General features: G+C 50.4%; 12 protein-coding genes. 6 read left to right on the top strand and 6 right to left on the bottom strand.

Going from position 1 to position 14,839, the window contains the following annotated elements; translation table 11 throughout:
- Window positions 1-3: 3 nt before the first annotated feature.
- From AACU19_RS11220 to AACU19_RS11205, 4 genes are all read right to left on the bottom strand, one after another.
- Window positions 4-1,035, bottom strand: coding sequence for an ABC transporter substrate-binding protein (locus tag AACU19_RS11220; RefSeq protein WP_000783756.1), 1,032 nt, complete (start codon window positions 1,033-1,035; stop codon window positions 4-6).
- Window positions 1,032-2,348, bottom strand: a complete 1,317-nt coding sequence (uhpC, locus tag AACU19_RS11215; protein ID WP_072157011.1) for an MFS transporter family glucose-6-phosphate receptor UhpC — start codon at window positions 2,346-2,348, stop codon at window positions 1,032-1,034. The genes AACU19_RS11220 and uhpC overlap by 4 nt, the downstream gene beginning before the upstream one ends.
- Window positions 2,349-2,420: 72 nt before the next feature.
- Window positions 2,421-3,962: an MASE1 domain-containing sensor histidine kinase gene (locus tag AACU19_RS11210; RefSeq protein WP_000089295.1), complete on the bottom strand. Its 1,542-nt coding sequence runs from the start codon at window positions 3,960-3,962 to the stop codon at window positions 2,421-2,423.
- Window positions 3,962-4,591, bottom strand: a complete 630-nt coding sequence (locus tag AACU19_RS11205) for a response regulator transcription factor (RefSeq protein WP_032183432.1) — start codon at window positions 4,589-4,591, stop codon at window positions 3,962-3,964. Before AACU19_RS11205 ends, AACU19_RS11210 begins: the two co-directional genes overlap by 1 nt.
- 302 nt (window positions 4,592-4,893) lie before the next feature.
- Here AACU19_RS11205 and tauA point away from each other — a divergent pair, with 302 nt between their 5' ends.
- Genes tauA through tauD form a run of 4 tightly spaced genes read left to right on the top strand, consistent with a single transcriptional unit; the run spans window position 4,894 to window position 8,308 of the window.
- Window positions 4,894-5,856, top strand: coding sequence for a taurine ABC transporter substrate-binding protein (gene tauA / locus AACU19_RS11200; protein WP_105278245.1), 963 nt, complete (start codon window positions 4,894-4,896; stop codon window positions 5,854-5,856).
- Between the two features lie 12 nt (window positions 5,857-5,868).
- Window positions 5,869-6,636, top strand: a complete 768-nt coding sequence (tauB, locus tag AACU19_RS11195; RefSeq protein WP_105278244.1) for a taurine ABC transporter ATP-binding subunit — start codon at window positions 5,869-5,871, stop codon at window positions 6,634-6,636.
- On the top strand, window positions 6,633-7,460 hold the full coding sequence (gene tauC / locus AACU19_RS11190; protein ID WP_105278243.1) for a taurine ABC transporter permease TauC: 828 nt from the start codon (window positions 6,633-6,635) through the stop codon (window positions 7,458-7,460). The genes tauB and tauC overlap by 4 nt, the downstream gene beginning before the upstream one ends.
- Window positions 7,457-8,308, top strand: a complete 852-nt coding sequence (tauD, locus tag AACU19_RS11185; protein ID WP_105278242.1) for a taurine dioxygenase — start codon at window positions 7,457-7,459, stop codon at window positions 8,306-8,308. The genes tauC and tauD overlap by 4 nt, the downstream gene beginning before the upstream one ends.
- A 39-nt stretch (window positions 8,309-8,347) precedes the next feature.
- Here tauD and hemB read toward each other — a convergent pair whose 3' ends face one another.
- Window positions 8,348-9,322 (bottom strand): porphobilinogen synthase, encoded by a 975-nt coding sequence (gene hemB, locus AACU19_RS11180; protein ID WP_001295337.1) that lies wholly within the window; start codon window positions 9,320-9,322, stop codon window positions 8,348-8,350.
- 525 nt (window positions 9,323-9,847) lie between these two features.
- Between hemB and AACU19_RS11175 the strand changes: the two genes are divergently transcribed.
- Together AACU19_RS11175 and iprA are read left to right on the top strand one after the other, a co-directional pair.
- Window positions 9,848-12,835, top strand: coding sequence for an autotransporter outer membrane beta-barrel domain-containing protein (locus AACU19_RS11175; RefSeq protein WP_105278241.1), 2,988 nt, complete (start codon window positions 9,848-9,850; stop codon window positions 12,833-12,835).
- A gap of 85 nt (window positions 12,836-12,920) precedes the next feature.
- Complete coding sequence (gene iprA, locus AACU19_RS11170) at window positions 12,921-13,544, top strand: hydrogen peroxide resistance inhibitor IprA (RefSeq protein ID WP_001295817.1); 624 nt, start codon at window positions 12,921-12,923, stop codon at window positions 13,542-13,544.
- On the opposite strand, the gene ampH is transcribed toward iprA, so the two are convergent.
- On the bottom strand, window positions 13,545-14,702 hold the full coding sequence (gene ampH, locus AACU19_RS11165; protein WP_000830728.1) for a D-alanyl-D-alanine-carboxypeptidase/endopeptidase AmpH: 1,158 nt from the start codon (window positions 14,700-14,702) through the stop codon (window positions 13,545-13,547). It abuts the gene before it with no gap.
- Between the last annotated feature and the right edge of the window lie 137 nt (window positions 14,703-14,839).

Below are 14,839 nucleotides of genomic sequence, written 5' to 3'. Positions count from 1 at the left end.
GGTTTATTTACCCATCTTCACTTCGCTGACCCATTTATTAATTAATGCCTTACGAACATCAGTTGAACCGTATTTATCCATGTCGTAGTTGATTAATTTCAGGTCGTCGAGCTTCAGCGAATTTGGCGACGTTTCGGCGGTGGTATTGGTCAGGATCTGATAAGATTTCCCTTTCTTCCACGCCAGTTCCTGAGCTTCTTTTGATAATACCCAGTCCACGAACAGTTTGGCGTTGTCGAGGTTGCGCGCACCTTTCAGAATGCTGACGCCGCCTATTTCGTAGCCCGTACCTTCACACGGGGAAATCAACTCCAGTGGTGCGCCCTGTTCTTTTTCCAGCGAGTAGTCATGCAGGAAACCAATACCAATCGCCGTTTCGCCGCGGGCGGCGTTACGTGCCGGGGCAATGCCTGATTTGGTGTACTGGGAGACGTTGGTGTTAAGTTGTTTTAGATAATCAAAGGCCTGATCTTCCCCCCACAGCTGCGCAAAGGTAGCCAGCGCGGTGTAGGCGGTACCGGAACTTTGTGGATCGGCAATCTGAATTTCGCCTTTATATTCAGGTTTGGTGAGATCTTTCCAGCACTTCGGCACAGGCAGGTTTTTCTCTTTCAGACGCTCTGTGTTGACGCCAAACCCGAGGATCCCCACATAAACGGCGGAGGAAAGGTTTCCTTTCACTTTTGCCGGATCGCGGAATTTTTCCATGATCTGTTCAAGGTTAGGCGATTTATATGCCTGTAACAGGCCCATCTCGCCGGCCTGCGACTGCGGGTCTAAGGTGCCGCCGTACCAGACGTCAGCCTGTGGGTTTTTCTTTTCAGCATCGACTTTTGCCAGGGTGCTACCGGAGCCGTTGCGGATAAACGAGGTTTTCACATCATATTTCTCGCCAAACGCTTTGGTTTCGGTCTCACACATTTCATTAGTGGCGCTGCAATAGACCACCAGTCGACCTTTCGCTTGTGCGGCACCCGTTAAGGTTGCCAGCGCAACGGCAGAAGCAATCAGAGTAGAGGTAAGGGGCATTTTCATTGTTTTATCCTTCGAGCGTGAGTGGTGGTGATGCCCGCCATCAGTAACGGCATCAGCAGTAAACCCATAAGTACTGCGGCGACCGAGAGTAAACTGAACATTCCTGACCAGCCGTAGCGTTCGATAACCAGCGACAACGGCCAGCCTGCCAGCGCCGCACCGAGATAGGCGAACAGACCGAGAAATCCGGTAATTGAACCCGCCGCAGCTTTGTGTCCACATTCCACTGCCGCAAGTCCAATCAGCATTTGCGGGCCAAAGACAAAAAAGCCCACAGTAAAAAAGCACACAGCCAGAAGGGCATAGTGATGAACCGGTGCCAACCAGAGTGCAGCGACCGAAACCATCAACCCAAGGGTAAACAGCAAAATCATGGGGGCTCGCTGCCCGCTAAACAGCAAATCCGAACCCCATCCGGCAAATAACGCGCCGAGTAAGCCGCCCACTTCAAACAGCATTACCGTGGCGTTGGCGCTGAGTAGGTTGACGCCGTGGCTTTCCGTCAGCCAGATATTGCCCCAGTCGTTTAACGCAATCCGGATCACATAAACCAGTACATAAGAGACACCCAGCAGCCAGATCATCGGATTTTGCAGCATTGTGGTGCGCAACATTTGCCACAGACCCATCGGCGGACTTTGTTGTTCCTGACGTAATTCCAGCGGATCGTGACGCCACTGACCCACCGTCGGTAATCCCTCTTCCTGGGGTGTGCCTTTAAGCTGTAGCGTTAACCAGATCCCTAATGCCATGCTGATAATCCCCGGTGTCAGCATCGCGGCCTGCCAGCCCCACCAGTGGGCGGCAAAGGCGCTAATCAGCGGAATAATCGCTCCGCCAATGTTGATCGACATATTCCAGCAGCCCCACCAGAAACCACGTTCATTACGGGAGTACCAATGGGTCAGTAAGCGGGCACACGGTGGCCACCCCCAGCCTTGAAAAAATCCGTTCAGTGTCCAGACCACAAGCAGAAGCGTAAGTGATTCGCCAAAGGCAAACACCACGTTCAATAGCCCAGTGGCGAACAAGCCGACGCCCATAAAACCGCGTTGTCCGTGGCTGTCATGCCACAGTCCGGCGGTAAATTTCGACAATCCGTAGCTGAGATAAAACAGCGAACCCAGCAGGCCAATGTCGCCTTTATCCAGTCCGAGGTCGGTTTGCAGCGCCGGAAGGACGTAATTCACGCTTTTTCGCGTCAGATAAAATGCGGCGTAGCCAATAATCATGCACATCAGCAATCGCGGACGTAATGTCCGGTAGCATTGATTAATCTCTCTCGCTGAACGCGCGTGCATGGTCGTCTCCATGTTGCTGACTATATGAAAATGAAAGTGAAAGAGGATGAGAGAAAATCCGGGATGCCTAAGACTTTTTCCTGGTTATCCGGCGATTTGTTGCAAAAATGTGGGCAGGTTAACAATTACTCGCGTACCGTTATGTTTTTCGAGCGTTAAGTCGCCGCCCAGGGCACTGACGCGTTCACGCATCCCCTGAATGCCAAATCCGGTCATTTTCCCGCTGGCGATTCCTATACCGTTGTCGCTGACCTCCAGGTGCAATATCTCTCCCTGCTGGCGCAGAATAATCGTCACTTCGCTGGCTTCGGCGTGTTTACAGACGTTATTGAGTAACTCCTGCAATAACCGATACAGTGTAAAGCGAACCGTTTCGTTTTCTGGCGTGGTGGTTAGTTGATAGGTAAACTGGCAATGAATGCCGCGTTCACTAAAGGCAAATTCATTAATCAGATGAAGTAATGCTTCGCGGAATGTCAGTTCATCAAGCGCGGGTGGCCGCAACTGGCGCAGCAACTGGCGGGTGGAGAGATGAATGCGGCGGGCGAGTTCGTTGATTTGGCTAGCTGCGGAATGAACTTGCGCCGGATCGCGTGCCCGCGTCACCAGTTGCGACTGGATCTGAATGGCGGTAATGTTCTGACCGATTTCGTCGTGCAGCTCGCGAGCCAGGCTTTTACGCGTGTCTTCCTCGGTGTGGATCAGCTTTTCAGCCAATGCCCGCCGTGCTGCCAGTTCTGCCTCCAGTCGCTGACGGTAATGATGCAGGTTTAGCGCCAGATGTTGCTGGCGACTGATGGCAATGCCCAGGCCAATTCCCAGCAATGCCTGGGTTGCGAGAAAAATCTCCAGTTCCACCAGGTTACTAAAGCCCACGCCAATCTGGCGGGCAATAGTGATCATCATGCTGCCCAAAAGCCCCGAGAGTACGCCACCTTGCCAGCCAAATTTCCAGGCCATGACCACATTGGGTAGAAATACCACGATCAGCAGCAGGCGTTCGATTTCAGGCGACAACACCATCTGGGTGCCGATACCAATAATAAAAAATAGGCTACACCAGATGATTAAAGAGGTTCGCAAGGGGGGATTATGCGTATCGAGTCTCAGAAGCTGATAGCGATGCTGCTGGCGCAGAAACTCAAAGATGAGATAGACAAACGGCGTCAACAATACGCCGCCGGTAAATGAGGTCAGACCGGGCAGCATTATTGGGCCTGACATAAAAGGGGTTAGCATGGCTGTATTCAGCAATGAAGCTGCTGTTACTGAGGCTAACAGCAACGTCAGACGCTGCCAGTAAAGTGGAAAACGGTGCCAGACGTTTTGTGCAAGGATGGCAGGAAGCAGGCTAATAACCGGCGTTGCCAGCATGAGATAGCCGTTCAACAGTTGCTCGCTGTGCAGCCAGAACATCATCAGCAAAGGGGGGAGCACCAACGCAGGCCAGTAACGGCGAGAGAGCAAAATAAGAAGAGCGAGGTAAACTCCGTGCGGCAGAAATAACACTGCCTGTTGACCGTTATTGGTCAGATAAAAGCTGAGCGTCCACAACATCAGCCAGCCGCTTCCCCAGGCCAGCACAATAAACAGCGAAATCACCCAATGACGAAGGTTACGCGACATTAATGCCCCGCCAGCAGATGGTGATTGAGTGCAAAATGCACCAGCTCAATGGTGCTATGACAGTTCAGTTTTCCCAGCACGTTGGCGCGATGTACATGTACCGTTTTATGGCTGAGTTCGAGCTTAAAGGCGATCTCTTTTACACTGTCGCCTTTGACTAATAAATCAAACACTTCACGTTCTCGTGGGGTGAGAATTTCCAACGCCTGGGCGGGTTGCCCGCCGCCGCGTAAAGCCCGAATTGCATCGGCGCAGAGATAATGCCCGCCCATCCCGACCGAGCGCACCGCCTGCACTAACTCTTCCGGCCCACAGCGTTTGGTCAAATAGCCGCTGGCACCAGCATCCAGAGCGCTTTGTACAAAGGTTGGCGTGTCATAAATGCTAAGAATAATGGCGCGGAATTGCGGTTTTTGTGCACGCAGACGCTTAAGCAGACTGAGGCCATTTTCGTCCGGCATGGCGATATCAATGACGGCAACATTAACGTCATTATGAGTTAATGCCGACCATGCCTGCGCGGCACAACTGTACTGACCAATGACCTCCAGATCGTCTTCCAGAGAGAGTAACTGTGCGAAGCCAGAGCGCACCACCACATGGTCATCCACCAGCACAACCCGAATCATACTTTTCTTCTCTTATTATCTCATTCTCCTATCATGCATCACGGCGCGTCGCTGGCAATCAACCAGCGACAGATATGGAATGGATGTAACAAAATGGCAATAATTTGCCGGAGAGCGAACATCTGATCTGGTTTGTGAATCGGCATGCTACATTCGCCCAAGCTGCAAAATGCGTAAACTCGCTAACCATTGCCAGTTTTTTTCTAAAAACGCTTTGTTCTTAACAAGACGTTTTAATTCCTTTATCAAACTGACCCGCAACGAAATACTGCTCCCATAACAAGACAGGGGAGCAGACAATCATGGCAATTTCATCGCGTAACACACTTCTTGCCGCACTGGCATTCATCGCTTTTCAGGCACAGGCGGTGAACGTCACCGTGGCCTATCAAACCTCCGCTGAACCGGCGAAAGTGGCTCAGGCTGATAACACCTTTGCTAAAGAGAGCGGGGCGACGGTGGACTGGCGCAAGTTTGACAGCGGAGCCAGCATCGTGCGGGCGCTGGCTTCAGGCGATGTCCAAATCGGTAACCTCGGTTCCAGCCCATTAGCGGTGGCAGCCAGCCAACAGGTGCCGATTGAAGTCTTCTTACTGGCGTCAAAACTGGGTAACTCCGAAGCGCTGGTGGTGAAGAAAACCATCAGCAAACCCGAAGATCTCATTGGCAAACGCATTGCCGTACCGTTTATCTCCACCACGCATTACAGCTTGCTGGCGGCGCTGAAACACTGGGGCATTAAACCCGGGCAAGTGGAGATTGTGAACCTGCAGCCGCCTGCGATTATCGCCGCCTGGCAGCGGGGAGACATTGATGGTGCTTATGTCTGGGCACCGGCGGTTAATGCCCTGGAAAAAGATGGCAAGGTGCTGATCGATTCTGAACAGGTCGGTCAGTGGGGCGCGCCGACGCTGGACGTCTGGGTAGTGCGCAAAGATTTTGCCGAGAAACATCCTGAGGTAGTGAAAGCGTTCGCTAAAAGCGCCATCGATGCTCAGCAACCATACATTACTAACCCAGACGCGTGGCTGAAACAGCCGGAAAACATCAGCAAGCTGGCGCGTTTAAGCGGCGTGCCGGAAGGTGACGTTCCGGGGCTGGTGAAGGGGAATACTTATCTGACGCCGCAGCAACAAACGGCAGAACTGACCGGACCGGTGAATAAAGCGATCATCGATACCGCGCAGTTTTTGAAAGATCAGGGCAAAGTCCCTGCCGTGGCGAATGATTACAGCCAGTACGTGACCTCGCGCTTCGTGCAATAAAAGGAGGCGCAGATGCTGCAAATCTCTCATCTTTACGCCGATTATGGCGGCAAACCGGCGTTGGAAGATATCAACCTGACGCTGGAAAGCGGCGAGCTTCTGGTGGTTCTGGGACCGTCTGGCTGCGGCAAAACCACCTTGCTGAATCTGATTGCCGGTTTTGTGCCTTATCAGCATGGCAGCATTCAACTGGCGGGTAAGTGCATTGAGGGACCGGGCGCAGAGCGGGGCGTGGTTTTTCAGAATGAAGGGCTGTTGCCGTGGCGTAATGTGGTAGACAACGTGGCATTCGGCCTGCAACTGGCAGGTGTAGAGAAAGTGCCGCGCCTGGAAATCGCGCACCAGATGGTGAAAAAAGTGGGGCTGGAAGGCGCAGAAAAACGCTACATCTGGCAGCTTTCCGGCGGTCAACGTCAGCGGGTAGGGATTGCCCGCGCGCTGGCGGCAAATCCCCAGCTGTTATTACTCGACGAACCGTTTGGTGCGCTGGACGCCTTCACCCGCGACCAGATGCAAACCCTGCTGCTGAAACTCTGGCAGGAGACAGGCAAGCAGGTGTTGTTGATTACCCACGATATAGAAGAAGCGGTGTTTATGGCGACTGAACTGGTTCTGCTTTCACCCGGCCCAGGCCGCGTGCTGGAACGCCTGCCGCTCAACTTCGCCCGCCGCTTTGTTGCCGGGGAACCGAGCCGCAGCATCAAGTCCGATCCACAATTCATCGCCATGCGCGAATATGTTTTAAGCCGCGTATTTGAGCAACGGGAGGCGTTCTCATGAGTGTGCTCATTAATGAAAAACTGCATTCGCATCGGCTGAAATGGCGCTGGCCGCTCTCGCGTCAGGTGACCTTAAGCATTGGCACGTTAGCGGTTTTACTCACGGTATGGTGGGCGGTGGCGGCGCTGCAACTGATTAGCCCGCTGTTTTTGCCGCCACCGCAACAGGTACTGGCAAAACTGCTCACCATTGCCGGGCCGCAGGGATTTATGGACGCCACGCTGTGGCAGCATCTGGCCGCCAGCCTGACGCGCATTGTGCTGGCGTTAATTGCGGCGGTGTTGATCGGTATTCCGGTCGGGATCGCCATGGGGCTAAGTCCGACGGTGCGCGGCATTCTGGATCCGATAATTGAATTGTATCGCCCGGTGCCGCCGCTGGCTTATTTGCCGCTGATGGTGATCTGGTTTGGTATTGGTGAAACCTCGAAGATCTTACTGATCTATTTAGCGATTTTTGCACCGGTGGCGATGTCGGCGCTGGCGGGGGTGAAAAGCGCGCAGCAGGTTCGCATTCGTGCCGCTCAGTCGCTGGGGGCCAGCCGAACACAGGTACTGTGGTTTGTTATTTTGCCCGGTGCGCTGCCGGAAATTCTCACTGGATTACGCATTGGTCTGGGTGTGGGCTGGTCTACCCTGGTGGCGGCGGAGTTGATTGCCGCGACGCGCGGTTTGGGTTTTATGGTCCAGTCAGCGGGTGAATTTCTCGCGACTGACGTGGTGCTGGCGGGGATCGCGGTGATTGCGATTATCGCCTTTCTTTTAGAACTGGGTCTGCGCGCGTTACAGCGCCGCCTGACGCCCTGGCATGGAGAAGTACAATGAGTGAACGTCTGAGCATTACCCCGCTGGGGCCGTATATCGGTGCACAAATTACGGGTGTCGACCTGACGCGTCCGTTAAGCGATAATCAGTTTGAACAGCTTTACCATGCGGTACTGCGCCATCAGGTGGTATTTGTGCGTGAACAAGCCATTACACCGCAGCAGCAACGCGCGCTGGCCCAGCGTTTTGGCGAACTGCATATTCATCCTGTTTACCCTCATGCCGAAGGGGTTGAGGAGATTATCGTACTGGATACTCATAACGATAATCCGCCGGATAACGATAACTGGCACACCGATGTGACATTTATTGAAACGCCACCCGCAGGGGCGATTCTGGCGGCGAAAGAGTTACCCTCGACCGGCGGCGATACGCTATGGAGCAGCGGTATTGCGGCCTATGAGGCGCTCTCAGTTCCCTTCCGTCAACTATTGAGCGGGCTACGTGCGGAGCATGATTTCCGTAAATCGTTCCCGGAATACAAGTACCGCAAAACCGAGGATGAGCATCAACGCTGGCGCGAGGCGGTCGCGAAAAATCCACCGTTGCTCCATCCGGTGGTGCGAACGCATCCGGTGACCGGTAAACAGGCGCTGTTTGTGAACGAAGGTTTTACCACACGAATTGTTGATGTCAGCGAGAAAGAGAGCGAAGCCTTGTTAGGTTTTTTGTTTGCCCATATCACCAAACCGGAGTTTCAGGTACGTTGGCGCTGGCAGCCAAATGATATCGCGATTTGGGATAACCGCGTGACTCAGCACTATGCCAATGCGGATTACCTGCCACAGCGGCGGATTATGCATCGGGCGACGATCCTTGGGGATAAACCGTTTTATCTGGCGGGGTAAGGGGGAAATGCCGGGTTGGATAACCCGGCATAATGAACATTAACGCAGAATCTTCTTCTCAGCCAGATCCAGCGCAAAGTAGCTGAAAATCAGATCCGCACCCGCACGCTTAATTGAACCTAAACTTTCGAGCACCACTTTCTCTTCATCTATAGCACCCGCCAGCGCGGCGAACTTAATCATCGCATACTCACCGCTGACCTGATACGCACCAATCGGCAATTCAGTACGCTCACGCAGCTCACGCACGATGTCGAGGTACGCTCCGGCTGGTTTAACCATCAGGCAGTCTGCGCCCTGGGCTTCATCCAGCAGTGACTCACGAATCGCCTCGCGACGGTTCATTGGGTTCATCTGATAACTTTTGCGATCGCCTTTTAATGCACTTCCCGCCGCTTCACGGAACGGACCATAAAAGGAAGAGGCGAACTTGGTCGAATACGACATGATCGCCGTATCTTTAAAGCCCGCAGCGTCCAGCGCCTGGCGAATCGCTTGTACCTGGCCATCCATCGCGGCAGAAGGGGCGATGAAGTCTGCGCCTGCAGCAGCTGCAACCACGGCTTGCTTGCCTAAATTTTCCAGAGTCGCGTCGTTGTCGACGCCATGCTCGCACAGAACACCGCAGTGACCGTGAGATGTGTATTCACAGAAGCAGGTGTCTGACATAACGATCATTTCTGGCACGGTCTGCTTGCAGATGCGCGACATACGCGCCACCAGTCCATCTTCCCGCCAGGCATCGCTGCCGGTTTCATCGGTATGGTGAGAGATGCCGAAAGTCATCACGGAACGAATACCGGCGTTGGCGATGCGTTCAATTTCGCGTGCCAGATGTTTCTCTGGAATGCGCATCACGCCTGGCATGGCTTCAACGGCTTTGTAGTCGTCAATTTCTTCTTCAACAAAGATCGGCAACACCAGGTCGTTAAGGCTAAGTGTTGTCTCTTCAAACATAGCGCGCAGCGCAGGAGATTTGCGCAGGCGACGAGGGCGTTGGATTAAGTCTGTCATGGTCTGCCTGATGTTTGTGGAATCGAGGGGCATAGTATACCTGAAGCAGGGTGGGGATGTTTTACGAAAGTTGTCGCGATGTTGACAAGAAGAGAATGAATGAGAGGTCAGGACATCTTTGTAATAGAAATAGCAATAAATTTATATTCATTGAAAATATTTTTAATTTTTATTTATAGCTATAGATTATTGTTTTTGGGGATTTGGTGACGTTTTCAAAAAGTGAATAGCGTAAAGTTCATTGCTTATTGATACATTATTTGTCTAGTTTGGTTGTTTTATATTTTTATGGTCTATGTTTTAAAATTGGCGCTTTCATTAACCTATTGAAATAATGTATTTTTGTTATTTATTTCTTTATGTGTGTTCACGTGCTTTATATATGTCCGCAATCGGACTTAGGGGAAAGAATAATTGAACCATTCCTCTATAACGCCGCATAATCGTAAACGCGAAACATAATATGTTTTCTATGCATTGATAATTGATGGATCAACTTATTACGTCCCTGAGGAGGGATGACAAATGCACTCCTGGAAAAAGAAACTTGTAGTATCACAATTAGCATTGGCTTGCACTCTGGCTATCACCTCTCAGGCTAATGCAGCAAACTATGATACCTGGGGGTATCATGACAACACCACGACCGATTTAGTTTGGCCGTATGACACTGACAATGATGGAATTGCCGATGTTGGCGGTATGGACCCGATGGGTTCAGATGGTAACTACGTAACTTACAATGGTTTTGTTTACTATAACAATGCCAATGGTGATTTCGATACCGTCTTTAAAGGCGATACCGTTAACGGTACCATTTCTACTTATTACTTGAATCATGATTACGCTAGCGGTTCTGTTAACCAGGTAGATATCAGCAATTCAGTAATTCATGGGGCAATCACCTCTGAACTGCCATTTGGTTATTACAGCATTACGCCTGAAAAAGTTAATGAGAAAGGTGAAGTTACATCACCACAGATTTATAACGGCTACACTTTCCATAATGGAACCACTACTGACCTTGACTACAATTGGTACGATGGTGATGTATTCACTCTGAACGTATCCAATTCCACCATTGATGATGACTATGAAGCGCTTTACTTCACTGACACATATCTTGATGGTGATAAATCTAAGTCAACCAATGAAACGTTCTATACCGCTCTGGGTGTTGCAGTAAATCTTGATGTTGAAAGCAATATCAATATTACCAACAACTCCCGTGTTGCTGGTATTGCGCTGTCTGAAGGCAATACAAGCAACACAACTTATACTAGCGAATATCATCAGTGGGACAACAACATTAATGTGTCTAACTCCACTGTAACTTCAGGATCACAGACTCCGCTGGAAGAAAGCAATGGCTTTTTTGGTAAATCTGATGAACCAAGTGATTACGCTGGTGATGGTGGTCAGAATGACGTAGCACTGTCATTCACTGACAATGCTAGCTCAAATTATTCCATGAAAAACAATGTAAACTTTGACCATTCAACTCTGTTGGGTGATGTCGAATTTACAAGTCACTGGAATAACGATGGCGTATTCTTCTTTTCCACCGGTCATGACAGCAACGGCGACGGCGTCCTTGATACCAACGGCGGTTGGGTAGATGACGCTCAGAACGTTGACGAACTGAACATTACTCTGAATAACGGTAGTAAGTGGGTTGGTTCAGCAAACATGAGTGCTGAAGTAATTGCTCCGGCAGATATGTATGACGTTGCGCCGAACAGCCTGACCCCTGGTGCCACCATCGAAGCTAATGATTGGGGCCGTATGATTGACAACAAAGTATTCCAGAGCGGCGTATTTAACGTAGCACTGAACAATAGTTCAGAATGGAATACCGTTAATAGTTCAGTAATTGATACATTAGCTGTAAATAATGGCTCTCAGGTAAATGTTACTGATTCCTCTCTGGTATCAGATACCATTGGTTTAACCAACGGTTCTTCACTGAATATTGGTGCAAATGGCGTGGTTGCTACAGACCACCTGACTGTTGATAGCTACAGTACCGTTAATTTAACCGAATCTACTGGTTGGAATAATTATTCTAATCTGTATACCAATACTATCACCGTAACTAACGGTGGTGTGCTGGATGTGAATGTTGATCAGTTCGATACTGAAGCTTTCCGTACAGATAAACTGGAACTGACTAGCGGCAACATCGCTGACCACAACGGCAACGTAGTTGCTGGTGTGTTCGACATCAACAGCAGCGATTATGTTCTGAACGCTGATCTTGTGAACGACCGTACCTGGGATACTACCAAGTCTAACTACGGTTACGGTATTGTTGCTATGAACTCTGATGGTCACCTGACTATCAACGGTAACGGCGATGTAGACAATGGTACTGAACTGGATAACAGCTCTGTTGACAACGTTGTTGCTGCAACCGGTAACTACAAAGTTCGTATCGACAACGCAACTGGCGCTGGCGCAATCGCTGATTACAAAGATAAAGAAATTATCTACGTAAACGACGTTAATACCAACGCGACCTTCTCTGCTGCTAACAAAGCTGACCTGGGTGCATACACCTATCAGGCTGAGCAGCGCGGTAACACCGTTGTTCTGCAACAGATGGAGCTGACCGACTACGCTAACATGGCGCTGAGCATCCCGTCTGCAAACACCAATATCTGGAACCTGGAACAAGACACCGTTGGTACTCGTCTGACCAACTCTCGTCATGGCCTGGCTGATAACGGCGGCGCATGGGTAAGCTACTTCGGTGGTAACTTCAACGGCGACAACGGCACCATTAACTATGATCAGGATGTAAACGGCATCATGGTCGGTGTTGATACCAAAGTTGACGGTAACAACGCTAAGTGGATCGTCGGTGCGGCTGCAGGCTTCGCTAAAGGTGATATGAATGACCGTTCTGGTCAGGTGGATCAAGACAGCCAGACTGCCTACATCTACTCTTCTGCTCACTTCGCGAACAACGTCTTTGTTGATGGTAGCTTGAGCTACTCTCACTTCAACAACGACCTGTCTGCAACCATGAGCAACGGTACTTACGTTGACGGTAGCACCAACTCTGACGCTTGGGGCTTCGGTTTGAAAGCCGGTTACGACTTCAAACTGGGTGATGCTGGTTACGTGACTCCTTACGGCAGCATTTCTGGTCTGTTCCAGTCTGGTGATGACTACCAGCTGAGCAACGACATGAAAGTTGACGGTCAGTCTTACGACAGCATGCGTTATGAACTGGGTGTAGATGCAGGTTATACCTTCACCTACAGCGAAGACCAGGCTCTGACTCCGTACTTCAAACTGGCTTACGTCTACGACGACTCTAACAACGATAACGATGTGAACGGTGATTCCATCGATAACGGTACTGAAGGGTCTGCGGTACGTGTTGGTCTGGGTACTCAGTTCAGCTTCACCAAGAACTTCAGCGCCTATACCGATGCTAACTACCTCGGTGGTGGTGACGTAGATCAAGATTGGTCCGCGAATGTGGGTGTTAAATATACCTGGTAATATTCTTCACTCCGAAGAAATAGGTAATTTAATCTAAATAATGCCCGTCAAGGATTTGACGGGCATTACTGCAAAGGACGCGCAAATGTTATCTGTAGTTAAACCTCTTCAGGAATTTGGTAAGCTCGATAAATGTTTGTCCAGATACGGCACGCGCTTCGAGTTTAATAATGAAAAGCAAGTTATATTTTCAAGTGATGTCAATAGCGAAGATACTTTCGTTATTTTAGAGGGCGTTATCTCTTTGCGTAGAGAAGAAAACGTACTTATCGGTATTACCCAGGCTCCTTATATTATGGGACTGGCTGATGGATTGATGAAAAACGATATACCATACAAATTAATATCAGAAGGAAATTGTACGGGATATCATCTGCCAGCCAAACAAACCATTACGCTTATTGAACAAAATCAACTCTGGCGAGACGCTTTTTACTGGTTAGCCTGGCAAAATAGAATTCTGGAATTACGCGATGTGCAGCTCATTGGACATAATTCCTACGAACAAATCCGCGCCACGTTATTATCAATGATTGACTGGAATGAAGAATTGCGCTCACGTATTGGCGTGATGAATTATATCCATCAACGTACACGCATATCGCGTTCTGTCGTCGCAGAAGTTCTCGCTGCTTTACGTAAAGGCGGCTATATCGAAATGAATAAAGGCAAACTGGTTGCTATCAACCGTTTGCCTTCAGAGTATTAATCAGGACGCGGGGATGACCAACGGTTTATTCCCGCTCAGTTCGGTCACCAGGTCATTGATGCCATCGCTCATATTTTTAAAGCGCGTCAACGGCGAACGAGTAACCACCACAAACGCGCCAATATTCTTCTGCGGGATCATCGCCATATAGGTAATGAAACCGCCACCACCACCTGTCTTCTGAATAATCCCTGGACGACCCTCTTTCGGGGCCATATATACCCAGCCTAAACCAAGCGCATCCGCTTTGCCGGGGACATCCATGCCAATCACTTTTGTAAACTGCGCTCGCTGATAAATCAACGTCTGCATGCGATCTGCCTGGTTACTGCGCTGATAAAAATCAGATGACAAATACTGCTGCATCCAGCGCATCATATCGCCAGGCGTGGAATAGACTCCGCCGCTGCCAATTGCCGCCAGCGTGTTATTGCATGGACTGGCACCGCGCTCAGCAACCATTAAACGTCGGCACTGATCCGGCGATGGAGTGTAGGTCGTGTCTTTCATCCCCAACGGACGGGTAATCTGCTCTTCAAACAACTGGGTATAAGGCTTGCCGGAAGCATTCGCCAGTGCATCTGCCAGCAGGTCGAACGCAAGGTTAGAGTATGCCGCCTGACTGCCTGGCGCGGCTTTCAGCTTCGCCGTAGAAAGGTATTTCCAGCGTTGCTCGCGCGTTGGCCAGACAAACACTGGACGATGTGCCGCACCTCCCGGCTGTTCACGGGGCAGGGCACTGGTATGGGTTGCCAGATTCACCAGGGTAATAGGCGTGCCATTGTAAGTCGGCACGCGTGCGCCTGGTGGAGCATATTTACTTAGCGGATCGTTTAACTTCACGGTCCCCTGGTCGAGCAATTTCACCAGCAACTCACTGGTCATTAGCTTGGTAAGCGAAGCAATACGCACGACCGAATCCAGCTGCGGGCGAACGTTATTACCCGGGCGCGTTTCGCCATAACTGCGAAAGACGCGCTGGTTACCGTCGATAACAACCAGCGCCATCCCCGTGGCACCACTGCCATAAAAAATATGATCGGCATAACGATCGACAATATCAGAGGCGAACTCCGGTTCAGTGATCGGCTGCGCCGCATGGACGGGGGTCAATAACGCCGCACAAAGCACGGCAGAAAAAAGCAGACTACGTTTCAACGGTGGTGTCCATAGATTGAATGAAGGTAACTGAGCGTATTTATACTACTCATTGATGGATTGCAAAGGGCGAATTAGTGCAATAATAGTGTTAAAAACGTAACGGCGCGTAAACACGATCTTTTTCCTGCTCACCA

The sequence above is a fragment of the Escherichia sp. MOD1-EC4550 genome, assembly GCF_963876935.1.
GTDB lineage: Bacteria > Pseudomonadota > Gammaproteobacteria > Enterobacterales > Enterobacteriaceae > Escherichia > Escherichia coli_F.
Note: the sequence above shows the minus strand (reverse complement) of the source record. Positions and strands in the feature narration are given on the sequence as shown.